This window comes from Methylophilus sp. TWE2 (assembly GCF_001183865.1).
GTDB lineage: Bacteria > Pseudomonadota > Gammaproteobacteria > Burkholderiales > Methylophilaceae > Methylophilus.
Map to the genome: position 1 here is coordinate 2,626,006 of NZ_CP012020.1, position 22,172 is coordinate 2,648,177.

Consider the following 22,172-nt stretch of genomic DNA (forward strand, 5'->3'; position numbering starts at 1 on the left):
CTGATTATACCTTGCACAAAATGGCGGGGTCATGCGCCTTTGCATTAAGAAAGACAGGGCAAGGGCTTTGTAAGTGCCCTAAAAGATTAAATCAGCCCCATGCGTTGTGCCGTGATGGCGGCTTCAGCCCGCGAAGAAACATTTAATTTACGGTAGATTTCCTTGACATACCCAGCCACCGTATTGCGCTTGAGACCGAGAATATTGGCGGTTTCTGCCATGGTCATGCCTTTGGCAATAATCGACAATACTTCTTTTTCACGCTCGGTGAGAACGCCTTGTGCAGTCGCCTCGATATAGGGCTCGTGAAAATGCCGCAATAACTTGCGCGCAATCGCAGGTGACAGTGGCGGCTGGCCCGTCACAATGCCATTAAGCGCCTGCACGATGGCGCTTTGCGGCTGGTCTTTGAGCAAATAACCATGTGCGCCGGCACGCAAAGCCGGGAAAATGTGGCTATCATCATCAAATATGCTGGCTACCACACAAATTGTTTGCGGTGAATTACGATTTAACCATTCAATCACCGCAACCCCGCTACCATCTGGTAGACTCAAATCAATAAGCGCGATATCGACTGCTGATAGATGGCTCAACGCGGTGAGCGCCTGCGCGATGTGATTGGCCGAGTGTATCTGGATATCTGGAAAACTCTGTTGCAGGACCTCAGACAGCCATACTTGTGACTCCGGGGTATCCTCAAGAATAAAAGCAGTTTTCATAATGGGGGCAGTGGCTAGGCAGCAATGGCGTTGAGATAAAAACTATATACCAAATTCAAGCTATAACACCCCCGCAAACAGGGGGCTCCAATCAAAAAATAATTCGAATACACTCATGACTAAGACTCTTTTGTGTTTGCCTGTTTTGTTGCCGAATCGATTGATACCGCTTTTCAGCCTTGGCACCATGCTCGGGCTCAGCTTGTGCTTAAGTATTGCCCAACCGGCTAGGGCCATGGATGAATTACCGACACCCACTGCCTTTGGCCTCAACACCATGGCCCCTGAGAGTAGCTGGGGTGTCCGCTTTGAGCAGCGTACCAACGAATACAGCCAGAGTTATGATCAACATGGCAATTTGCATCCTCTCGGCGCCAGCTTTGACAACATTCAGTTGAATAGCAGTATTTTCGCAGCCCTCGCCCCATTGGGTGCTGGCGCCTCTCTGGGCAACACGCGGTTCAAAAGTGACGTCCGCAACCAGATCAGTACCCTGACCATAGGCTATGGCCTGACACCAGATTTCACCATCGGCGCGATTATCCCTTATGTGAAATCGCACACCCGGGTGAGTTTTAATGTGACCGGCGCGACTGTTGGTGCCAATCCGGGATTCGATGCGAGCCAGCCGATCAGCGCGGGCAACTTTCCGTTTGCACCTGCAGGTGGCGCGGTTGCCCCTATGGATGCAGAGGGCGTGCAAAATATTCTGACAAACCCGGCATATGGCTATCAATACAAGCGAATTGCCTCACAACAATCAGAAGGGTTTAGCGACCCGACCATAGGCGTACTATGGCGGGCCTACAAGGCGCCAGATCAGAGCCTGATTGTGGGCTTAGGCTGGCGCGTCGGCCTAGCCAGAAAAGACGACCCGGATAACTTGCTGGATACGCCACCTGGTGATGGTAGCAACGACATCCGCACCCGTATTGAATATTTCAAAAACATAGGCAGCCATTTTGACTTGCGCTTACTGGCCGATTACAACTGGCAAACCCGCGACAAAGCCAATATGCGTGTTGTCTCGCCAGGGCAGTTATTGGCACCAGCCAGTAGCAAACAAAGACTACAGCGCGACCTGGGCGACTTTTATGAAACCGATGTTGAACTGGGCTATCGCTGGTCAAACTGGCGCTGTGCAGCCACCTGGCACCGTTATGAAAAGCAGTCTGACAGCTACCACTCTGAGTTAGGCACTGACACCAGTGGCCTGGAAACGAATACCTATACCCGCGCAGACCAATACCGGCTCAGCGCGACCTGGAGCGGCATCCAGGCCTGGCAACAAGGCAAATTACCGCTGCCGCTCATTGTCAGGCTCGAAATGCAGGATACTTTTTCCGGGCGCAACTTTGTCGATGTGCGCGACATTTACCTGCAAGTGACGGCCTTGTTTAGATGAACTTTTCCGCGCATACCCCCTTAAAACCATTGCGTGATAGTTGCATTTTTTTGTGGCTGCTGCTCGTCTCCCTGAGCACATTTGCAACCCCGGCGGTGACCAGCAACAGTCTAGTCTCCATGACACAAGCAGAGTTTGTCCAGAGTGCCGTTCCCCAGCCCCCGGGTGACCAGGCTGACTGGCAACCTGCCAGCCTGCCGGATATATGGAAAATCACTCATCCGACTACAGAGGGCATAGGCTGGTACCGCTTTCATTTTGATTACCCGACACTCAGCCAGAAGGCTTTGTATGGACTCTATCTTTCCAGGCTCAGCCTGAATGCTGAAGTGTTTCTTAATGGTGAGAAGATAGGCTCTGGCGGTGCGTTTGAAGAACCCGTAGCCAGACACTGGAACCGCCCATTGCTATTTGCCATTCCACCCCATCTGCTTAAGCCCCGTGACAACCTGTTACTCGTAAGAGTCATTGCTCCTCCACACTCTCAAGGCATGCTCGCTCCGCCGCAAATAGACACCTTGGAGGATCTGCAGCCGCGCTTTGAAGAAGCGAGATTTATCCGCATCACGTTGAACCAGACGTCCAGTTTGTTGATTGTTGGCATCGGGCTGCTCATGCTGAGCCTGTGGTGGCGCAGAAAACAGGATACCGCGTATGGCCTGTTTGGACTGGCGGCCTTTGTCTGGGCCTTGCAATCCCTCAACTTTTACATCATCACCGCGCCCTTGCCGACTCCGCAATGGGAGCTGTTTGTGAATGCAAGTTTTCAGGCGATTGCCACATTGTGGCTGATCTCTTTGCTGGATTTTGTCGGCATTCGGCTCAAACGCTTTAACCAGCTGTTATGGGGCATCCTCATCCTCTCCCCCTTGACCCTGCTGCTTACCCCGGCTGTCCACTTTACCGACGTGACAGATTTCTGGCATCTGGTGACGATGACAGTGGTGATTGCTGGGCTGATCTTGCTAGCCAAAGAAGGATTTATGCATGGGAACAAAGATGCCCGAGTACTGTTAATGACCTTGAGCATTATTCTGCTGTTTGCCTTTCATGACTGGCTGATACACACCAACATAGCAGGCCTGAACCGACTGGTCAGCGGTGAAGAATACCTGATGCAGTTTTCGGCCCCCATGCTTTTTTTGATTGTCGGGCTCATGATGACTTCACGGTATGTGGGCGCCCTCAATGATTACGAGCAACTGAATCAGCAACTCGAACAACGCGTGGTTTCCAAGCATGAAGAGCTCAATCAAAACTTTCAGCAGTTGCAGTCTATCCTCAAGGAGCAGGCTTCACTGGAGGAGCGCGAACGGATTTATCAGGACCTGCACGACGACTTGGGGGCCAAACTGTTGACCCTGGTATACCGCGCACAAGATAGCAACAATGCCGAACTGGCCAGGTCTGCCCTGCAAGACCTGCGCGATGTGGTTTCACGGGCGGGGACAGAGCATATTCCATTGACGGATGCCATGGCCGACTATCGCATCGAGTGCGAAAAACGCTTGAGTGATGTGAATATCCAGCTGGCTTGGCAGATTGAGATGAAGGCAGACCACCTGCTCCTGACCCAACCGCAAGTCCTCAACCTGGGCCGCATTATCCGCGAGGCGGTTTCGAATGTGATCCGCCATGCACAGGCAAGCCAAGTCACGGTCAATCTGAGCAGTCACGAAAACCTCCTGTCATTGACCGTAAGTGACAATGGCATCGGCCTGCCCGCCGAGTCTGCTAGAACCAAAGGCCGCGGCTTAAACAACATTCAAAAACGCGCGACCTTGCTGGGCGGTGAGGTGCACTTTGCGGCCCTACCTACAGGCGGACTCAAGCTCTGCCTGCAATTGCCTTTGCACGTATTTGCGCAGGCAACCCATTGATGCCCCCCCTATACAGGGGGTGCAAGCAGCATGGCAAATTCTCTAGGATGATTGCTCCAATCATCAGGAGGAGAGAGACATGCACAAATTAACAATCATGACCACACTCAGTGGCTGTTTACTTGCCAGTGCCAATATGGCTCATGCCATGAGTAGTACCGCTATCTTCTGGGGACCGACGCCCTACCTATCCTCTAATGACATCCCAGTTGGCTTTTATCTGGGAGGGACCCCGCTACTGTTAGACAATTTGGAAGATGGCTCACTGGATGCATCTATCAGTGCCAGTGACGGTTCAGTCTATGGACCTACCGGGATTGCCGATTCGGTAGATGCCGATGATGGCGACATTGATGGCTTTGGCACCGCAGGACGTAGCTGGTTTTCAGGCACTGTGACATTTACTTACACAGGCAGTGGCCCTCTGCCGACAGCCTTTGGCGTGGTTTGGACCGATGGCTCTGGCACCATTACATTCAGCGCAACGGATGCACTGGGCCAATCACTAGGCTCACAGTCTTTTACGGGCATTCCTGATAACACCTTTGGGGGCACCACCGGCGATGACCGCTTCTTTGGTGTGCAATTTGCAGGTGGCATCAAATCGATCACCATAGGCACCGGGGGCGGCATTGAAGTGGATCATATCCAGTATGGTCAAATGGTGAGCAGTGTGCCACAGCCCACCTCGGCGCTCATGCTCAGTCTGGGCTTGCTGGGCTTGGCTGGATACAGGCGCACGCGCAAATCCACTACAGAATAAAGGCGCGGTCACGCGCCAAAATCCTAGTAAAAAAATAAAAACGACTGTTTCACCCTTTGAGTAGCTGTGATGGCACCCCCTGAACTGGGGGTGCCTTTTTTCGGATGATTGCACTAGTCTAGGGACATTCTTAATATCGCGCCCAACCAGGGCAAAGGGTTTGTCATGTTGACCATGCAACGCTACACTCAACCATCTGCCGCCATGATTCTATTGATGGCATGCCTTCCTCTGCAGGCCAGCGCCTCAGAAATCGCCACCAACATGCGGTTATCCTTTAACGAGATTGCCATCATGAACAGAACCACCTCGGTGTCTGTCGATGGCGTGGATATCACCACTTACAGCAACCAGATTGACAAGCTGTTAACCTTGGACCCAAGTATTGCCAACACTCGATTTTTGAGCAGCAGGCTTGGCACGTTCAGTAGTGGCAACATGACGATTGATCTAAGAGGGAGTCAATTTATTTCACTAAACGACCCTGGGGTCTCAGTGTTGCCGGATACCCAACGCAACCTGACGCGGATAGAAGCGGGCGCCACATTGAGCGGTGGCCTGCTAAACACCCCGGAATCGCTCAATCTTGATGTCACATGGTTTTGCCGTGCAGCCGTACTTTCCTGCACCCGCGAGGAAGTCTATAGCCCTTTAAAATTAACCCCCACTCTTTCAAATCCAGCCAGCAATGCCGCTGCACTGCTGCAACCCATACGCTTGCAAGCCAGTGGCGCCACCACATTCACCGCAGATGGCGTCACCATTAATTATGCCGGGCTCTCTTTATCCGGCACACTCAATGTCAATGCCACCTTTACCGCCAAAACACGTAGCCAATATGTGGCAGATGCGCTTGCCGCCACTCCAGGGTCTGGTGGTGGGGACGCGGCCGCCCGCTGGCATGCTGCCGCGGCCGATATTCAATCCCTGCGCAATAGCGTACTGACGGATGTTGCAGTCGCCAATACGCTGAAAATCGTCCGCACGCCCGAGCTACAAGAAGCCCAAACAGTGCTCGCGGCCGCCAGAGACAGTGCCACCTTGCTCAATGCAGGCGCCACAGCCCCTACCATGTTCAACTCACCCTTCGATCTCATGCGTCAGCTATGGAATGTCACTGCAACCGTTGCCCCCACTCTAGGACGCTCAATGGCTGGCTTTAGCAGCGAAGACCTGACCAGTGACAATGCAGCCCTGTCCCTGGCGGCATTATCGCTGATTGCCAGCGGCAGCAATGAGCATGATTTTGCCTCGAAACTGGATCAAGCGCTTGGCGTGCCACTCACGACAAGTGCCGCCGCTCAACTGACGCTGGATGGCGCATTACTTGGGTTGAGTGACGCCATGCTCTCCATCTACTACCTCGGCAATAGCAGCAGCGGCATGGTAGAGCTCAACCTGCCAGATGCAGATCGCTATGCCTTGTTACGCAATGGATTATATGACCGCATCAGTTTGCTGGAGGGAAACAGCCTGACGGTGATTGGTGCCAGCGATTATGCCGGTTCAGAAGTGTTGCAAGGTGAGGAAGTGTATATCGGCGAAGTCTCAAGTGGTTTGCTAGAACTCAGCGGACAAAGCACTGCTTCGCGCTTGCAACTTAACAATATATACAGCAACCAGTTTTTGGTCGTCGCCAGCTGGGCGGTGACCCCAGTGCCAGAACCCAGCCAGGCCTGGTTACTCATGATGGGACTGCCACTGATATTAAGGCGTCGCCAACTTCATTAACATCACCCTGCCTGCTTGAGATTTAACCCCGCTTATCGCGGGGTTTTTAATTACCATTTTTGCATGCATTATATTTGCGTCAACGCAATACGCGGGCACCTATATTCCATTATTGTTTGCTCCCTTATTGTTCGTCACATGTCTATGAGGAGGCCTGCATGCAACCGATCACCATTTCACCGCCTGGCCGCAAGGTACCGGCGAACCAGTTCGCCCTGTTCAATCTAGGTTTCAGGCCTTTTTTCCTGCTGGCTGCCTGCTTTGCAGCGCTCTCAATTGGTCTCTGGGTATGGAAATATTTCACCCTATCTGCGCCAGCGTTAACCACCATTTCCGCATCGCAGTGGCATGCACACGAAATGCTATATGGCTTTGCTTTTGCGGTGATTGCCGGTTTTTTGCTCACGGCTGTCAAAAACTGGACCGGCCAGCAAACTTTGCATGGCCGCCCACTGATGGGGCTAGTTGCATGCTGGGCACTGGCGCGGGCCGTGATGCTGGCTGCCCCCGCTCTGGTCACATTAGCCGCGGTGTTTGATGCCCTATTCAACTTGTGGCTGCTCATCGCGGTTGCCAGGCCGATTATTCAGGTCAAACAATGGCGGCAACTCGGCGTGCTGTCAAAAGTCCTCTTGCTGACCGTTGGCAACCTGGCTTTTTATGCGCAAGCGTTGGGGTGGTCCACAACGAGTGCACACATCGCGCTGTGGATGGGGTTATTGCTGAATGTCAGCCTGATCATGGTGATCAGCCGCCGTATTTTTCCCATGTTTATCGAACGTGGCGTCAAAGAAGAAGTGACATTTAAAAACTCAATCTGGATTGATCGTCTGCTGATGGTGTGCCTAGCCGCATTATTAATCAACATACTGACTGTCAACAATCAAACACTTAACCTAGTGTTAGGGCTCACTATCAGCTTTAGCGCCGGTTTCAGGTTATGGCGCTGGCATACCCCCGGCATTTGGCAAGTGCCGCTGTTGTGGAGTTTTTATTGTGGGCTATGGCTGATTAATCTTGGTTTTTTACTCTATGCACTGAGTGTTACCGTGCCGGGCATTTCAGTCATTTTGGCGATCCATTGCTGGGCCATTGGCGGCATTGGCGTGATTACCCTGGCCATGATGGCCCGCGTGTCTCTTGGGCATACCGGCCGCAATATCCATACCCCACCGAGTAGCGTCATTTGGATATTTGGCCTGGTGATTTTTTCTGCCCTGAGTCGCGTATTATTGCCTATCGTATTACCCGAGTTTTACCGTTTATCCGTGATGTTGGCCGCCAGTGGCTGGATCGCGGCATTCTCACTGTTTGCCTTCATTTATTGGCCGATACTGAGCAAACCGCGCATTGATGGCACACCTGGATAAGAGTTACGCTTTGCACTTGCGCTAGGCTTTCCATTTAATCGAACAACCGATACTGGCAATCTGTTTTTGTGGGCCGCGACCTGTTTCGGCCACCAGCTTCATGGCGTTGAAGAGTTCACGCGTGCTTTCAGGGGCGGTTTCCTTGCGGCTTTCGTCAAAACGGCCGCGATATTGCAGTTCAAAGTCTTTGTTAAAACCAAAAAAGTCAGGCGTACACACGGCATCATAAGTTTTGGCGATTTGCTGTGTTTCGTCGAGCAGGTAAGGAAATGGAAATGCCATTTCCTGAGCCAATTTCTTCATATTTTCCGGGCTATCTTCCGGGTAGTCAGCCGAGTCGTTAGACATAATCGCCACCGTATTCACTCCCAGCGCCTGCAGTTCTTTTACGTCAGCAATCAAGCGCGGCAAAATCGCTTTCACATACGGGCAATGGTTACAAATAAACATCACCAGCAGGCCATTGGGCCCCATGCTGCTTTCAAGATCGACCAAGCGGCCATCTACATTGGGTAAATTGAATGCCGGGGCTTTCCAGCCAAAATCACATACGGGTGGGCTAATGCTTGCCATTAGAGTTGCTCCTACCATTGAATTCAAACCAGTATCGTACGTGATTAAGACGGCAAGGTGAATCTTGTGAGCGCCGTGCCAGCACAGAGGCATTTTGGTTACAATGCCTGTCATGAGTAATTTACGATTCCATAGCCCGGCTGCACTGACTGTCGGCCAGCCAGCACCTCTCAGTGACAACGCGATGACGCATGCCATCAAAGTCATGCGACTAAAAGTAGGCGATACGCTCACCTTGTTTTGTGGCGATGGTTTTGATTATCTGTGCGCGCTGACGCAGATCGAGAAAAAATCCGCCACAGTCGAGGTCCTCAACCGCACTCAAGTAAGCAATGAGTCGCCCCTGAACATCCGCCTGCTGCAAGGCATTTCCAGCGGTGACCGCATGGATTACACCATCCAAAAAGCAGTGGAACTGGGTGTGCACGACATTTTCCCTTTAAGCACCGAACGCTGCGTGACGAAACTAAGTGGCGACCGCGCTGAAAAACGCGTCGAACACTGGCAAGGCGTGGCGATCGCCGCCTGCGAGCAAAGCGGTCGTGCCATGATTCCGCTGGTACACGCACCACTCACGCTGGCACAATGGCTATCGCAACATGCCACCGCTGACAGCCTCAATCTGTTGCTCAATCCGGTAGGTGCGAAACGGTTAGCCAGCCTGAATAAACCAGCGCTTGCCATTCACCTGTTGATCGGCCCGGAAGGCGGCTTGAGCCCGGCTGAAATTGAACTTGCCTCACAACATCACTTTCAATCCATTGTGCTGGGCCCAAGAATTTTACGCACAGAAACAGCTGCACTGACCGCTATTGCCAGCATGCAAACCCTTTGGGGCGATTTTTAGCTAGTCATGTTTCCAGTCATGTTACAAATGGCGTTACTGATCACTGCCGGCATTGTCTGGCAGCGATTCGCCCCTGCCCATATTTCAGCCATCTCTCACAGACGCGCACTGACAGATATCGTTTTTTATATTCTGCTACCAGCACTTGTGATTGATGTCTTGTGGCAAGCACCGCTGGACGCGGATACCTTCAGCATCCAACTTACCGCAATTTCCAGGTTATCCGTAGCGGCATTACTGATGTGGCTATGCCTGCAAGTACTGAAAAGATTCTCTGATGTTCCCCGCGCGCAGCAGGGCGCCTTGATGCTGGCAGCGACATTTCCTAACGCCACTTATCTTGGCTTACCCGTGACCAGCGAAGTGCTGGGAGATTGGGCGCATGAGATGGTGCTCAAATTTGACCTGTTTGCCTGTACGCCCATTCTGCTATCACTGGGAATGCTGATGGCTCAGCACTACGGTGAAGCTGCCACCAAGAGCAATCCGCTTAAAGAGCTGATCCGCGTGCCGCCTTTGTGGGCATTGGTGATTGCCTGCGCATTGAATTTGCTGCATGTCCCTCAACCGGAAATGATTGCACATGCCCTGCATACGCTGGCCGGTGGCGTGATTCCGCTCATGCTGATTGCCCTAGGCATGAGCATCCGTTGGGATACTTTTAAACCTAGACTGATCCCACTGCTGTTGCCCGTGTGTGTGATTGGCTTATTGCTGGCCCCATTGGCTACAAAACAGGCTGCCCTTGCGCTAGGGCTGCAAGGACAGCAGCTGACTGCATGCGTCCTGCTCGCTGCCATGCCAACCATGGTCTTTGGTATTGTGATTTGTGAGCGCTATCGCCTCGATGGCGCGCTGTATGCCGCAGCCGTATTTATCAGCACGTTGCTCAGCATTGCCAGCCTGCCGCTGTGGTTTGTCATCCTGCAGCCATAAACACTCCCTATTATTTTCCCCTTAAACTCATGAAATCACGCATGTCATGTGAATTTTCATGAGGCATGCTGTCATACGTCATATGACGAGTAGTCAACAGGCCTGGCTGTTTTTAAGATAGCGGTAGAACAGTCACTCTTTCGTTTTGTGTATTTGGGATTATCAGAAGATCATGCCGAAAACCACGACCAACCAATATATCGCTCAACAACCCACCCCGCCAGCCACGCTGGTGAGCCTGCTTGCTGAAACAGGCGTGACTATCAATGGCAATGCGCCTTGGGATATCCAGGTATACGAAGAAAGTGTTTACCGCGACGTGCTGACCAAAGGCACGCTGGGGTTGGGACAAGCCTTTATTGAAGGTCGCTGGGACTGCAAGCGGCTGGATGAGTTTTTCCACCGTGTGATGCGTGCAGACATTGATGAAAAAATGGGCGGCATGGCAAAACTGAAGTTGCTGGGCGAAGTGATAAGACACTCGTTTTTCAACCTGCAGACGCCTGACCGCGCCTACCAGGTGGCACAACAGCATTATGATATTGGTAACGATGTGTTTGAAGCCATGCTGGACAGCAGCATGAGCTACTCATGCGCCTACTGGGAGCATGCAAGCAAGCTGGAAGAAGCCCAATTCAACAAGCTGGACATGATTTGCCGCAAGCTGGACCTGCAACCCGGTGACCGCGTACTGGAAATTGGTTGTGGCTGGGGTGGCTTGGCCAGGCACATGGCCAAGTATTATGGCGCGCAGGTAGTCGGCATCACGGTTTCCGTTGAACAACAGGCATTAGCCAGAGAGCGCTGTGCTGGCCTGGCAGTGGATATCCAGCTCAAGGACTACCGTGAGCTGCATGGTCAGTTCGACAAGATCGTGTCTGTCGGCATGTTTGAACATGTCGGCCCCAAGAATTACGAGATTTATTTTGCGACCGCGCAACGCCTGCTCAAGGATAACGGGCTGTTCTTGCTGCACACCATAGGCAACCATAAAACCGCCCTGCATACCGACGCCTGGATAGACCGCTATATTTTCCCTAATGGGAAATTACCTTCGGCCAGCGAAATTACCGATGCGATTGAGCAAAAATTCCTGATTGAAGACTGGCATAACTTTGGTACTGATTATGACCGCACCCTGATGGCGTGGTGGGACAAATTTAACCGGGCTTGGCCGGAACTGCAATTTAAATATGATGAAAGTTTTTACCGCATGTGGAAATACTACCTGATGTGTTGTGCAGGCTATTTCCGCTCGCGGCAAGGGCAACTCTGGCAACTGGTCCTGAGCAAACGGCAGAGCAACCGTATCTATCGTTCAGTGCGCCCGCTGCCAGCCAGTTGATGTTGACGTAGTCTCTCTGTGTTCTTGACCTTATATGACGGCCTTGGCCGTCATTTTTTTCGGGCCAAGCGTGCTGCAAAAATGGCAACAAAATTTTCTAATCGCCGATGAAAGGTGATGGACGCGATAAACCTCTAGAAAAATAATTTCTTCGCGAACTGCTCGCTTTAATGCCTATCTAGTAAAGTAGTCACCCCATCTTTGCCATATTGGCGTTTATCCCATTCATCGGCAATCGCAAGTTTTTCCTGTCATATTATTTGCAGTAAAAACCATTTTTATTTACTATTTTGCGAAATAGTCTTAAATTAAACCAAAATGCTTGGATCAAATATTAGAGATTTGCGTAAATCGCAAAATTTAACCTTGCAGCAACTGGCCGCTCGCATAGGCACGGATGCCAGCAATCTATCGCGCATTGAGCGCGGAGAAATTGGCATTTCTGAAGCCTTGTTACGCGCAACCGCCCAGGCATTGAATACTACCCCCGGGCGCTTGTATGACGCCAACCTGACGCCTGTGTCACTGACCAACACGCCACCGGCCATTTTGTCGCATGCCAATAGCAAAGACTTTGTGCACTGGTTCCGCTCGGCGGCGCCTTACATTCACGCCTTTGGCGGTAGCACGTTTGTCATCGCTTTTGGTGGCGAGGTGGTAAGCGAACAGCAGTTTGTCGCCTTGTCACACGACCTCAACCTGCTGGCTAGCCTGGAAGTCCGGCTGGTGCTGGTACATGGCGCACGGCCACAAATTGAGCAGCGACTCAAGCGCGACAACCTGACGCCCAAACTGCATAACGGCCGCCGTATTACTGATGATGCCGCCATGGAGGCGGTCAAAGAAGCCAATGGCGCCATCCGCGTGGAAATCGAATCCTTGCTTTCCATGGGCATTGCTAACTCGCCGATGGCGGGCAGCGATATCCGCGTTGCCAGCGGCAACTTTGTCACGGCCAAGCCACTTGGGGTGCGCGACGGTGTGGATCTTCAACATACTGGCGAAGTGCGCAAAATTGATGCCACCGGTATCCAGAAACGGCTAGACGACGGCGAACTGGTGCTGTTATCACCCATGGGTTATTCCCCCACTGGCGAAACCTTCAACCTGACACTGGAAGATGTGGCAGTGAGTGCCGCAATTGCGCTGGATGCGGAAAAACTGATTTTCCTGATGGATTCTGAAGGCGTCCAGAACCTGCGCGGCGAGTTGTTGCGTGAAATGACCTCAGCCAAAGCCAAAAACCTGCTGCGCAATGTGCAGGAAAGTGACGAGCCGATTCATTACTCGGAAGATGTGAACTACTACCTTCCTGCCGCCGTACGCGCCTGCGAGCATGGTGTGGCCAGGACGCACCTGATCTCGCGCCATATTGATGGCGCCATTATCCAGGAGCTGTTTACGCGGCAAGGCATAGGCACCATGATTACCGAACTGCCGCTGGAAACCATGCGTCAGGCTAATATTGACGATGTAGGTGGTATCCTGATGCTGATTGAGCCGCTGGAAAATGAGGGCATTCTGGTGCGGCGCGGCCGCGAACGCATAGAGATGGAGATCAACTATTTTTATGTGATGGAGCACGATAATCGGATCATAGGCTGCGCAGCCCTGTATCCATTCCCACAGGAGAAAATGGTGGAATTTGCCTGCCTGGCCATCGACCCAGCTTACCGTGGGGGAGGCCGTGGCGACAAATTGTTTAATTTTTGCCAGCAGCAAGCCAGTCAAAAAGGCTTTAAACAGCTTTTTTGCCTGACGACGCGCACCGAGCACTGGTTCCTGGAGCGCGGCTTTAGGGAACTGGAGATAGACCAATTGCCGCAGGAAAAGCAAAAACTCTACAATTTTCAGAGAAAATCCAAAGTTTTCATCAAATCGTTATGAGTTTTTAGCTAAAATTCAGCCTGTACCCGATTGATCGCAATCGCCTGATGATTGAATGAAAGTTTGACCTATGCAAACCTCCACCGCTAGCCAAAAAGCGCAAACCCTGTCTGAAGCCTTACCCTACATCAAACGCTTTTTTGACAAAACCATCGTCATCAAATACGGCGGCAATGCCATGACAGATGACCGCCTCAAGGAATGCTTTGCGCAAGATGTTGTGCTGCTCAAACTGGTAGGCATGAATCCGGTCGTGGTCCATGGCGGTGGTCCGCAAATTAATGAAATGCTGGATAAACTAGGCAAAAAAGGCGAGTTTATCCAAGGCATGCGTGTCACCGACGAGGAAACCATGGATGTGGTGGAAATGGTGTTGGGTGGACAGGTCAACAAAGAGATTGTGAACCTGATCAACCGTCATGGCGGCAAGGCTGTCGGTTTGACCGGCCAGGATGGCAACTTTATCCATGCGCACAAATTGCTCATGGAAGACCTTAAGGATCCAACCAAAATGATAGACGTGGGCCATGTTGGTGAAATTTCGGGCATAGACCCCAGCATCATCACGTTTCTGGACAGTGGTGACTTTATTCCAGTGGTTGCCCCGATTGGCGTTGGCAAAGATGGCGAAACTTATAACATTAATGCCGATGTGGTGGCTGGCAAGCTGGCAGAGATACTCAATGCCGAAAAACTCATTTTATTGACTAACACGCCGGGTGTGCTGGACAAAAGCGGGCAGTTGCTGACTGGCCTCACCCCGAAACAGATTGACGACTTGGTAGAAGATGGCACACTGAGTGGTGGCATGCTACCAAAAATCGGCTCCGCACTGGATGCCGCCCGCAGTGGCGTCAAGTCTGTGCACATCATTGATGGTCGCGTGGAGCATGCATTGTTGCTGGAAGTGTTGACCGACGAGGGCGTAGGCACTCTGATTAAAGCCAAATAATCCTACCTCCACCGCTGACAACCCGTTAACCATGGCCGAGATTGTTTTATACAGCAACAAACTGTCGCGTGGCCGCGCCGTGCATTGGCTGCTTGAGGAGCTGGCGCTGGACTATGAAGTGGTGTGGCTGGATTTTGGCCAGCCCATGAAAGAGGCAGAATATCTGGCGATCAATCCCATGGGCAAGGTGCCTGCCCTCAAACATGGAGAAGCCGTTGTCACTGAAACGGCAGCCATCTTGACCTATCTCGCGGATACTTTTCCCGAAAAAGGCTTGATGCCCGCTACTGGCTCTCCCGACAGGGCAGCATTTTACCGCTGGATGTTTTTTATCACAGGCCCACTGGAAGCGGCGACTACAGCTGAGTTTCTTGGCTGGAAAACACCACAAAAAACCCCATTGGGCACGCCCTGCCAAGCTTTTCTTGGTTTTGGCTCCATGGCATTGACACTGAATACGCTTGAGTCGCATTTAAGCCAGCATGCTTATGTGGTCGGTGACCAGTTCACGGCAGCAGACGTCTATCTGGCAACCCACCTGAACTTTGGCATGCGTTACACCAAGGCTTATCAGCCACGCCAGGTGTTTGAGGAGTATGTAAACCGTCTGCTGCAACGCCCTGCCAAGTTGCGTGCAGACGCCCTTTAAGCGGATCAATACGCGATGTCACGCCGGGTGTGGATTTTTGATCTGGATGACACCCTGCACAACGCTTCGGCACAGATATTCCCGGTCATGAACCAGTGCATGACGCGCTACATCATGCAGAGGCTGGAGATGGAGGAAGCGGAAGCTCACCAGTTGCGGCAGCATTACTGGCGTATTTATGGCGCGACTCTGAAAGGACTGATGCGCCATCACGGCGTCAACCCGTATCACTTCCTGGCCGAAACGCACGCTTTTTTAACCGACGACATGGTGCAAACCACCCGCCAGCTAAGGCAATTACTCAACAGCCTGCCAGGGCGCAAATGCGTATTCACCAATGCTCCACGCGTCTATGCCATGCGCGTCCTACAAGTGCTCGGTATTGCAGATTGTTTTTCACTGGTATTTAGCGTCGAATCCAGCCGCTTTCATGCCAAACCCAGCGTACGTGGATTCCAGCTATTGTTACGCCAGTTACGTTGCCGGGCCACCGACTGCACCTTGTTTGAAGACAGCCTGCCAGCATTGATGACCGCAAAACGATTAGGCATGCGTACCGTGTGGATCAGCCGTCGTTTGCATAAGCCAAACTTTGTGCAATATAGGTTGCCGCATGTGTTGGCACTCACTCACTGTGCACTGAAAAAAGCACCACATCCATTCCCGTGCTGAGCGAATACAGTTAAAATACTAGCCAAAATAACAACTTCAATAGGGTCAACAGGGCCTGGTCACGGAAATCATTATGGCAACGATCAATAAAGAAGCACGCGCAAACCGTAAGCAGCAGATTCTGGAAACACTGGCAGGTATGCTGCAAACCCCGCGTGGCGAAAAAATCACGACAGCGGCCCTGGCGGCCAAACTGGATGTCTCCGAAGCGGCGTTATACCGCCACTTTGCCAACAAGGCCAAAATGTTTGAAGGTCTGATTGAGTTTATCGAAAGCGCATTGTTTGGCGTCATGAATAAAATCACCAGCGATGAAACGGATGGACTTAAGCAGGTGCAACTGATGCTGCAAACCATGCTGAAGTTTGCCGAGCGCAATCCCGGCATGTCACGGGTATTGATCGGCGACGCACTGGTCAATGAAGACGAAGCCCTGCAAGCGCGTATCAACCAGTTACTGGACCGCCTGGAAGCCAGCCTAAAACAATCGCTGCGCATCGCCGAAGCGCAAGGCAACAAGATCACTGATGCAGGCATCGCGGCTAATACCATGATCAGCTTTGTGCTGGGCCGCTGGCATGCGTTTGCCAAAAGTGGCTTCAAGCGCAAACCCAGTGACAACCTTGAACAGCATGTGACGCAATTGATTACCGGCTGTTTGCAATAGAAGATTAGAAAGTTTTAGATGGAAACCACCGTTTTTGGCATGAATGAAGCCCAGCTGACCGAGTTTGGTATGAGCTGGGGCCTCGCTGGCCTGATCCTGTTCATCGTATTTATTGTCGGCAATCTGGCCTGGAAATCCAAGGCAGGCAAAACCGGGACATTTGCCTTATTTCTTGCACTCACCCTAGGCATGGTGGGTTTCGTGGCCAAACTGCTGATACAGCATTATCTGAATATCCATTAATTGTTCAGTAGCTGGCCAGGCAGTAATTAATACTTTATTTCGTAGGTGCTCCTGCAGACCATTGCGATGCAGATCACAGGCCCTAGATTATCAACAGCGATAAAAACTTGCAGGCTATGGATAACTCACCTCCTAATGATAGCGATACCTACAAAACCTTACTCGAATCAACCAAGGCTATTCCGTGGAAGATAGATTGGGCCAGTAAGCAATTCACCTATATCGGTCCACAGATCGAACCTTTATTAGGCTGGGCGCCAGAAAGCTGGCACTCCGTAGAAGACTGGGTCGCGCGTATTCATGAAGAAGACCGTGAGCGTGTATTTAATTTCTGTGTGCAGCAGTCCCTCCAGGGTTTAGACCATGAAGCAGACTACAAGGCACTGGCCGCAGATGGCAGTTATGTGTGGATCCGCGACGTGGTGCATGTCATACGGACGCCAAGTGGCGAACCGGAAGCCCTGATCGGTTTCATGTTTGATATCAGCGAACGCAAAAAAACCGAAGAACAGCTGCTGAACATGCAAAAACAGCTGGAAGAGCTTTCGTACAAGGATGGCCTCACCGGGGTTGCCAATCGCCGAATGTTTGATAGCGTGCTTGAACGCGAATGGCTGGAAGCCAGGCAGCATCAGCAGCCGCTGTCACTGATCATGATTGATATCGACTATTTCAAGCAGTATAACGACTTTTACGGGCACCTCCAGGGGGATGAAGTGCTAAAACAGGTGGCGAAAACCCTGTCTCACGCCGGCGTACGGGCCAAGGACTTTTTTGCGCGATTTGGTGGTGAAGAATTTGCACTGATTTTACCTGAGACCAATGCGCTCTCAGCCAGCAAGATTGCCGAGCGCTGCCGTAATCTGGTGTTCAAGGAACAAATCCCGCATGCGAAATCGGAAATCAGCCAGATACTGACGATTAGTGTCGGTGCTGGCAGTATGACGCCTGGTCCAACCGATGACCTTAAAGCATTTGTTGAGTCGGTAGATGCGCTGATGTATCAGGCCAAACACGACGGCCGCAACCGTATCGTAGTGAAAAGCACCTGACCCAAATCAGCTGGGCAACTTAATGCGTTAAGCGAAGTGCAGACTGTATCGCCTGTATACGGGCTTCTGCAACAGACTGCTTGATATGTGCCGGGGAATGGCATGTTTGTGCAATGGCGCCTGCATCTACCGTCCCCGCCGCTTGCAAAGCGGCTGACAAGTGCTTGGCATCGTCTAAAGGACAATTTTCCAGTCCCAGGCGGCCACGGCTATCGCATTCGCATGCGAGTAAAAAGTCCTCGAAGCGCCCACGCTGGCGGAACGCATCCAGTTCTTCCAGAAACTGCAGCAAGGTGCTGGCTTTCATTTGCCTGGCGGCATGTAGTTTGCCATGGTACTTGGCCACCACCAGGGCCAAGTCCTTGCAATCATTTGGCACACGCAGGCGGGCAACCACCTCACGTATCAGATCCACACTGCGCAACTCATGGCCGATATGGCGTGGCAGTACCTCAGCAGGCGTCGTGCCCTTGCCCAAGTCGTGCGTGAGTGCGGCAAAGCGTACTGGCAAGCCGTAGCTTTGTTTCGCAGCATAATCAATCACCATCATGACATGAATGCCGGTATCAATTTCGGGATGATAAGTGGCGGTTTGTGGCACGCCCCACAAGCGATTAAGTTCAGGCAATATCACCTGTAACGCGCCACAATCGCGCAACATTTCAAACATGCGGCTAGGTTGCTTTTCCATCAGCCCTTTGGCTATCTCCTGCCAGACACGTTCAGGCACTAGCGCGTCCACTTCCCCAGCAGCAACCATGCTGCGCATCAGCGCCAGGGTTTCAGGTGCCACTGAAAAATCTGTGAACCGTGCAAGAAAACGGCCTGCGCGCAATATGCGTACCGGATCTTCACTAAAAGCCTCGGTCACATGGCGTAATGTTTTTTTCTGAATATCAGCCTGACCTTGAAATGGATCGATCAAGCTGCCATCTTCAGCCTGGGCAATCGCATTGATGGTGAAATCGCGGCGAGCAAGGTCTTCTTCCAACGTGACCTTGGGATCGGCATACACGCTAAACCCTTTATAGCCTTTCGCAGTTTTGCGTTCGGTACGGGCAAGTGCGTATTCCTGCTGGGTATGTGGGTGCAGAAACACCGGAAAATCCTTGCCCACCGGCCGGTATCCAGCTGCTACCATCTGATCGGGTGTGGCACCCACGACCACGTAATCGCGGTCCTTGACCGGCAGGCCAAGCAGGCTATCGCGTACAGCGCCTCCTACCTGATAAATCTGCATGACTGAACGGGTGGAGCTTAGCGCCTGGCGTTGATCACTCGGCCAGCTGCGGCACGGAAATGGTCGTAGGCACCGCGAGGGGTGTTTTTGACCAGATAGCCGGAAATGACCGCAAACATATCGGTGGGTACCACGCACAGTTCATTGGCCATCGGTTGCTGGCAGACATTATCGACCTGCATGGATTTGACGTTATCGCGGGAAATCAGCTTGATCGGCAGTAATTGCATAAAGCTGCCTTGCAATAGAGACATCCTGAGGCTCAGGCCTATGATGGGTCGCTGGACATGAATGGTTTTCATGACCGCTTCCATGATTTGCTGCAAGGTCATAATGGCCGGCCCACCCAGTTCATAGATTTTTCCGTAGGTCGCTGGTTCATCCACCGCATTCACCATAGCGGCAGCCACATCCTCTACCCAGATCGGCTGGAATTTGGCTTGTGGCATGGCCAATACCAGCACTGGAATCCACTGGATCAGTTTGGCAAACAGGTTGATAAAGCGGTCACGCGTACCAAAAATCACCGATGGCCTGAAAATCGTGACATTCAGTTTCTTGCTGTACTCCATCACTGCCTGGTCACCGGCTGCTTTGCTACGTAAGTATTCGCTGGGCGCGCTAGCTGAGGCTTGCAGTGCGCTCATGTGTAACAAGCGTGAGATGCCCAATTCTTCACACAACTGCGCCACGCGACGTGGAAACTGGTGATGCATTTGCTCAAAGCCGTTATCACGTGTTTGATGCAGGATACCGATCAAGTTGATGACAACATCGCTGCCTTGTAATTGCGTTTTCAAGGCGGCATGGTCATGGATATCACATTCGACCACTTGCACTTTGGGCAACAGGATCAAGTGCTTGGCCTGCTCGCGCCTGCGCGTCAGCACCTTGACTTTGTAGCCGGCCTGGTCCAGCCGGGCAACTACACTACTGCCTACAAAACCACTACCGCCTAATACAGTCACTGTCTTCATCATGCTTATTCCTGATACGTCTTGCAATGGTTTCTATTGTACCAAAATACCCAGAGAAGCTACTCTTGCTCTGAAATAACAATGGTCGTCGTCACATTTTCCACCTCAGCGACCGCACGGGCGGGAATGACCCCCAGCCGCTTTTTAAGTGTCAGCATGGGTAGCCCCAGCCTTGGTGCATACATATGTGCATTGGCTAGTACTTTTTTGACATAATTGCGTGTTTCACTGAAAGGGATAGTTTCAGCATAAATGGCACCTTCGAGCGGGGTATTAGCGGCCCAGCGACGCGCACGGCTGGGTCCCGCATTGTAGGCAGCGGTCGCCATGACTTCCTGGCCGTTAAAAGTATCCAGCGTATAGCGCATGTAATACGTCCCCAGGTTCACATTAGTATCAATATCATGCAGCATGCCATCATGATAGCCATTCAAACCCAGTTTTTTGGCAATCCATTTGGCTGTGGCTGGCATCACCTGCATGAGCCCCCCGGCACCAACGGAAGATTTGGCATAATGCATGAACCGGCTTTCCTGGCGGATAATGCCATAGACCCAGGCCTCATCAATCGCGCGGCTGCGTGAAGCCTTTTGCAGGTAATCGCGGTATGGCGTGGGGTAACGCAGTTCAAAATTATGTGTACGGCTGGTTTTGTCGGCGGCCAGCACGGCGAGGTCATACCAGCCTTTGAGCAAGGCATATTGTGCGGCGACAATACGCGTAGGATCATCCAGCGCCTCTAGCAAATACATCCACTCCAGCCGTGCTTCATAGCGCGCATCTGCGTCAAATAGCGCTTCCATACGCTTGATGACAGGCTGCCTGGCAAACTGACGCACTTCTTCATCTGCAGGCTGATAAGTAGCCATAGGTTCCCCTGCCACCGGTCCCAAGTCTTCAGCCGCCAGCCAGCCATAAAAATGCCGCTCTTGTGACAATTTGGCCAGTATCTGGTTGGCATCCGCCATCTGTCCTTTGGCAATCAGCGCACGGGCTTTCCAGTAACGCCAGGCAGCCTCTTCGGCCAATACGGCAGGCATGTCATTAATGACTTTAAGTAAGCGCTCCCAATCCTGCTGGCGCAAGGCGCTGCGAGCATACCATTCCCACTGCTCGCTGCTGAGTATGGATGCATTCACTCGGTTAAATCCTTGCAAGGCTTCTGGTTCGTGTTTGCGTGCCGCTTCTAGCGCGATATACGCCTGGGCGAGTTGCTTTTCTTCGTTATCCAGCAAGCCGCTATACTTCTGGTAACTGGCCTTTGCCACATTGATATCTGCTTTGGCCTGGCGATGTATGGCATATAAATACAGTGCACGGCTATAGGCAGAGCGTTGCTGGATATTTCCCTTCTTAAGAGCCAGTGCCGGATTCTGCGCCATCTCATCAATTTGTTTGAATATGCCAGCATCGGTTTTGCTGCTACGCTTGGCCAGCACCTTGGCCAGGCCGGTTTTATTACTAAACAAAGCATCTCTGTAAAGGGTAAGCAACAGTTTTTCGTCGAGCACGCCAACCTGCTGCAAAGCCTCCATCATGCCCTGGCAATCAGCTGGTAAGTCCTTGCCATCCAGCAGCAATTTTTTGCCATCTTCATAGGCATTGGGATCATCCAGCGCGATCCCTGCCTGCACCTGATAGCACTGGTTACCTAAATCATTGAAGCTGTAATACATCGGGATTTGCGCACGCACTTCCACAAACTGGTCCCAAAACTGCACACGTCCCAGGCGCTTCAGCCACAGCTCCCGCACACGTTGCGAGAGCAGAGATTCGTTGTTTTCCTGTAAAAAAGCCTGTACCTGGTCATAAGAAAGCTGATCCAGGGTCAGAATCATTTGCCAGTATTGCAGATAAGGTAATAGCGGGGAACGACGTTGCCTGAGCGTTTCGGTGGCTTCAACCAGTTGCGGCAGGTTTCTACTCTGATACGCCTGCTTTGCCTGCACGTAGACTTCGCTATCTCCAGCAAACACTGACCTGGTCATCGCCAGCAGGCAAGCAGCAAAAACGAGGAGAGAATTGAGTTTAGTCTTCATGCGCCAACAATCACGTGCATCACGTGAGGACAATCAAATTCTGGCCAAGCGACTCAGAAAGAAAAACAGCAACAGCAGTAGGATAACCACAAAACCGCCACGCCAGACCATTTTAAGCCAGCGCCAGTAACGTGGCTGGCCTGTTTGCCAACCCAATAGCCCCAGCACCAGGGTGCTGATCACTAAGACTGTAAATAAAATACGTATCCACCACATAGACGC

21 protein-coding genes are annotated in these 22,172 nt (G+C 51.9%); 15 read left to right on the forward strand and 6 right to left on the reverse strand.

The window, feature by feature from the left end; all coding sequences use genetic code 11:
* Positions 1-86 precede the first annotated feature (86 nt).
* Positions 87-722, reverse strand: a complete 636-nt coding sequence (locus tag ACJ67_RS12370) for a response regulator transcription factor (protein WP_049639332.1) — start codon at positions 720-722, stop codon at positions 87-89.
* A gap of 115 nt (positions 723-837) precedes the next feature.
* Here ACJ67_RS12370 and ACJ67_RS12375 point away from each other — a divergent pair, with 115 nt between their 5' ends.
* The 5 genes from ACJ67_RS12375 (at position 838) to ACJ67_RS12395 (ending at position 7,871) form a co-directional block, all read left to right on the forward strand.
* The gene (locus ACJ67_RS12375) at positions 838-2,127 is read left to right on the forward strand and encodes a hypothetical protein (RefSeq protein WP_156171682.1); all 1,290 of its coding nucleotides are present in this window, start codon (positions 838-840) and stop codon (positions 2,125-2,127) included.
* Between the two features lie 119 nt (positions 2,128-2,246).
* Positions 2,247-4,007 carry an ATP-binding protein gene (locus ACJ67_RS12380; RefSeq protein ID WP_197080622.1) on the forward strand — a complete coding sequence of 587 codons (1,761 nt, stop codon included), beginning with the start codon at positions 2,247-2,249 and terminating at the stop codon, positions 4,005-4,007.
* Positions 4,008-4,086: 79 nt separating this feature from the next.
* Positions 4,087-4,770, forward strand: a complete 684-nt coding sequence (locus ACJ67_RS12385; protein WP_049639334.1) for a PEP-CTERM domain protein — start codon at positions 4,087-4,089, stop codon at positions 4,768-4,770.
* Positions 4,771-4,935: 165 nt separating this feature from the next.
* Positions 4,936-6,501: a hypothetical protein gene (locus ACJ67_RS12390; RefSeq protein ID WP_049639335.1), complete on the forward strand. Its 1,566-nt coding sequence runs from the start codon at positions 4,936-4,938 to the stop codon at positions 6,499-6,501.
* A 158-nt stretch (positions 6,502-6,659) separates the two neighbouring features.
* On the forward strand, positions 6,660-7,871 hold the full coding sequence (locus ACJ67_RS12395; RefSeq protein ID WP_049639336.1) for an NnrS family protein: 1,212 nt from the start codon (positions 6,660-6,662) through the stop codon (positions 7,869-7,871).
* Between the two features lie 21 nt (positions 7,872-7,892).
* On the opposite strand, the gene ACJ67_RS12400 is transcribed toward ACJ67_RS12395, so the two are convergent.
* Positions 7,893-8,444 carry a thioredoxin family protein gene (locus ACJ67_RS12400; RefSeq protein WP_049639337.1) on the reverse strand — a complete coding sequence of 184 codons (552 nt, stop codon included), beginning with the start codon at positions 8,442-8,444 and terminating at the stop codon, positions 7,893-7,895.
* A gap of 112 nt (positions 8,445-8,556) precedes the next feature.
* Between ACJ67_RS12400 and ACJ67_RS12405 the strand changes: the two genes are divergently transcribed.
* The 10 genes from ACJ67_RS12405 to ACJ67_RS12450 all read left to right on the forward strand — a co-directional run bounded on the left by ACJ67_RS12405 (position 8,557) and on the right by ACJ67_RS12450 (position 17,694).
* Positions 8,557-9,291: a 16S rRNA (uracil(1498)-N(3))-methyltransferase gene (locus ACJ67_RS12405; protein ID WP_049639933.1), complete on the forward strand. Its 735-nt coding sequence runs from the start codon at positions 8,557-8,559 to the stop codon at positions 9,289-9,291.
* 6 nt (positions 9,292-9,297) lie between these two features.
* Positions 9,298-10,227 carry an AEC family transporter gene (locus ACJ67_RS12410; protein WP_049639338.1) on the forward strand — a complete coding sequence of 310 codons (930 nt, stop codon included), beginning with the start codon at positions 9,298-9,300 and terminating at the stop codon, positions 10,225-10,227.
* 172 nt (positions 10,228-10,399) lie between these two features.
* The gene (gene cfa, locus ACJ67_RS12415) at positions 10,400-11,572 is read left to right on the forward strand and encodes a cyclopropane fatty acyl phospholipid synthase (protein WP_049639339.1); all 1,173 of its coding nucleotides are present in this window, start codon (positions 10,400-10,402) and stop codon (positions 11,570-11,572) included.
* A gap of 318 nt (positions 11,573-11,890) precedes the next feature.
* Complete coding sequence (argA, locus tag ACJ67_RS12420; RefSeq protein ID WP_049639340.1) at positions 11,891-13,459, forward strand: amino-acid N-acetyltransferase; 1,569 nt, start codon at positions 11,891-11,893, stop codon at positions 13,457-13,459.
* A gap of 70 nt (positions 13,460-13,529) precedes the next feature.
* Positions 13,530-14,411, forward strand: a complete 882-nt coding sequence (gene argB / locus ACJ67_RS12425; RefSeq protein WP_049639341.1) for an acetylglutamate kinase — start codon at positions 13,530-13,532, stop codon at positions 14,409-14,411.
* 31 nt (positions 14,412-14,442) lie between these two features.
* On the forward strand, positions 14,443-15,060 hold the full coding sequence (locus ACJ67_RS12430; RefSeq protein ID WP_049639342.1) for a glutathione S-transferase family protein: 618 nt from the start codon (positions 14,443-14,445) through the stop codon (positions 15,058-15,060).
* A gap of 15 nt (positions 15,061-15,075) precedes the next feature.
* The gene (locus tag ACJ67_RS12435) at positions 15,076-15,732 is read left to right on the forward strand and encodes a pyrimidine 5'-nucleotidase (protein ID WP_049639343.1); all 657 of its coding nucleotides are present in this window, start codon (positions 15,076-15,078) and stop codon (positions 15,730-15,732) included.
* 73 nt (positions 15,733-15,805) lie between these two features.
* A complete protein-coding gene (gene slmA / locus ACJ67_RS12440; RefSeq protein WP_049639344.1) occupies positions 15,806-16,399 on the forward strand; it encodes a nucleoid occlusion factor SlmA in 594 nt (197 codons plus the stop codon).
* 18 nt (positions 16,400-16,417) lie between these two features.
* On the forward strand, positions 16,418-16,642 hold the full coding sequence (locus tag ACJ67_RS12445) for a DUF2788 domain-containing protein (protein WP_018987356.1): 225 nt from the start codon (positions 16,418-16,420) through the stop codon (positions 16,640-16,642).
* A gap of 116 nt (positions 16,643-16,758) precedes the next feature.
* Entirely contained in the window at positions 16,759-17,694 is a 936-nt protein-coding gene (locus ACJ67_RS12450; protein WP_049639345.1) for a sensor domain-containing diguanylate cyclase, read from the forward strand.
* 19 nt (positions 17,695-17,713) lie between these two features.
* Here the strand turns inward: ACJ67_RS12450 and ACJ67_RS12455 are convergent, their stop codons facing one another.
* The 4 genes from ACJ67_RS12455 to ACJ67_RS12470 are packed head-to-tail and all read right to left on the reverse strand — an operon-like array spanning position 17,714 to position 22,166.
* Positions 17,714-18,934: a multifunctional CCA addition/repair protein gene (locus tag ACJ67_RS12455; protein ID WP_049639346.1), complete on the reverse strand. Its 1,221-nt coding sequence runs from the start codon at positions 18,932-18,934 to the stop codon at positions 17,714-17,716.
* A gap of 17 nt (positions 18,935-18,951) precedes the next feature.
* Positions 18,952-19,914, reverse strand: a complete 963-nt coding sequence (locus tag ACJ67_RS12460; RefSeq protein ID WP_049639347.1) for a complex I NDUFA9 subunit family protein — start codon at positions 19,912-19,914, stop codon at positions 18,952-18,954.
* Between the two features lie 56 nt (positions 19,915-19,970).
* A complete protein-coding gene (locus ACJ67_RS12465; protein WP_231587178.1) occupies positions 19,971-21,950 on the reverse strand; it encodes a transglycosylase SLT domain-containing protein in 1,980 nt (659 codons plus the stop codon).
* A gap of 33 nt (positions 21,951-21,983) precedes the next feature.
* A complete protein-coding gene (locus ACJ67_RS12470; protein WP_049639348.1) occupies positions 21,984-22,166 on the reverse strand; it encodes a hypothetical protein in 183 nt (60 codons plus the stop codon).
* Between the last annotated feature and the right edge of the window lie 6 nt (positions 22,167-22,172).

Coding starts and splice junctions, on each gene's coding strand:
- ACJ67_RS12370 (WP_049639332.1), bottom strand. CDS start 722: ATGAAAACTGCTTTTATTCTTGAGGATACCCCGGAGTCACAAGTATGG.
- ACJ67_RS12375 (WP_156171682.1), top strand. CDS start 838: ATGACTAAGACTCTTTTGTGTTTGCCTGTTTTGTTGCCGAATCGATTG.
- ACJ67_RS12380 (WP_197080622.1), top strand. CDS start 2,247: ATGACACAAGCAGAGTTTGTCCAGAGTGCCGTTCCCCAGCCCCCGGGT.
- ACJ67_RS12385 (WP_049639334.1), top strand. CDS start 4,087: ATGCACAAATTAACAATCATGACCACACTCAGTGGCTGTTTACTTGCC.
- ACJ67_RS12390 (WP_049639335.1), top strand. CDS start 4,936: ATGTTGACCATGCAACGCTACACTCAACCATCTGCCGCCATGATTCTA.
- ACJ67_RS12395 (WP_049639336.1), top strand. CDS start 6,660: ATGCAACCGATCACCATTTCACCGCCTGGCCGCAAGGTACCGGCGAAC.
- ACJ67_RS12400 (WP_049639337.1), bottom strand. CDS start 8,444: ATGGCAAGCATTAGCCCACCCGTATGTGATTTTGGCTGGAAAGCCCCG.
- ACJ67_RS12405 (WP_049639933.1), top strand. CDS start 8,557: ATGAGTAATTTACGATTCCATAGCCCGGCTGCACTGACTGTCGGCCAG.
- ACJ67_RS12410 (WP_049639338.1), top strand. CDS start 9,298: ATGTTTCCAGTCATGTTACAAATGGCGTTACTGATCACTGCCGGCATT.
- cfa (WP_049639339.1), top strand. CDS start 10,400: ATGCCGAAAACCACGACCAACCAATATATCGCTCAACAACCCACCCCG.
- argA (WP_049639340.1), top strand. CDS start 11,891: ATGCTTGGATCAAATATTAGAGATTTGCGTAAATCGCAAAATTTAACC.
- argB (WP_049639341.1), top strand. CDS start 13,530: ATGCAAACCTCCACCGCTAGCCAAAAAGCGCAAACCCTGTCTGAAGCC.
- ACJ67_RS12430 (WP_049639342.1), top strand. CDS start 14,443: ATGGCCGAGATTGTTTTATACAGCAACAAACTGTCGCGTGGCCGCGCC.
- ACJ67_RS12435 (WP_049639343.1), top strand. CDS start 15,076: ATGTCACGCCGGGTGTGGATTTTTGATCTGGATGACACCCTGCACAAC.
- slmA (WP_049639344.1), top strand. CDS start 15,806: ATGGCAACGATCAATAAAGAAGCACGCGCAAACCGTAAGCAGCAGATT.
- ACJ67_RS12445 (WP_018987356.1), top strand. CDS start 16,418: ATGGAAACCACCGTTTTTGGCATGAATGAAGCCCAGCTGACCGAGTTT.
- ACJ67_RS12450 (WP_049639345.1), top strand. CDS start 16,759: ATGGATAACTCACCTCCTAATGATAGCGATACCTACAAAACCTTACTC.
- ACJ67_RS12455 (WP_049639346.1), bottom strand. CDS start 18,934: ATGCAGATTTATCAGGTAGGAGGCGCTGTACGCGATAGCCTGCTTGGC.
- ACJ67_RS12460 (WP_049639347.1), bottom strand. CDS start 19,914: ATGATGAAGACAGTGACTGTATTAGGCGGTAGTGGTTTTGTAGGCAGT.
- ACJ67_RS12465 (WP_231587178.1), bottom strand. CDS start 21,950: ATGAAGACTAAACTCAATTCTCTCCTCGTTTTTGCTGCTTGCCTGCTG.
- ACJ67_RS12470 (WP_049639348.1), bottom strand. CDS start 22,166: ATGTGGTGGATACGTATTTTATTTACAGTCTTAGTGATCAGCACCCTG.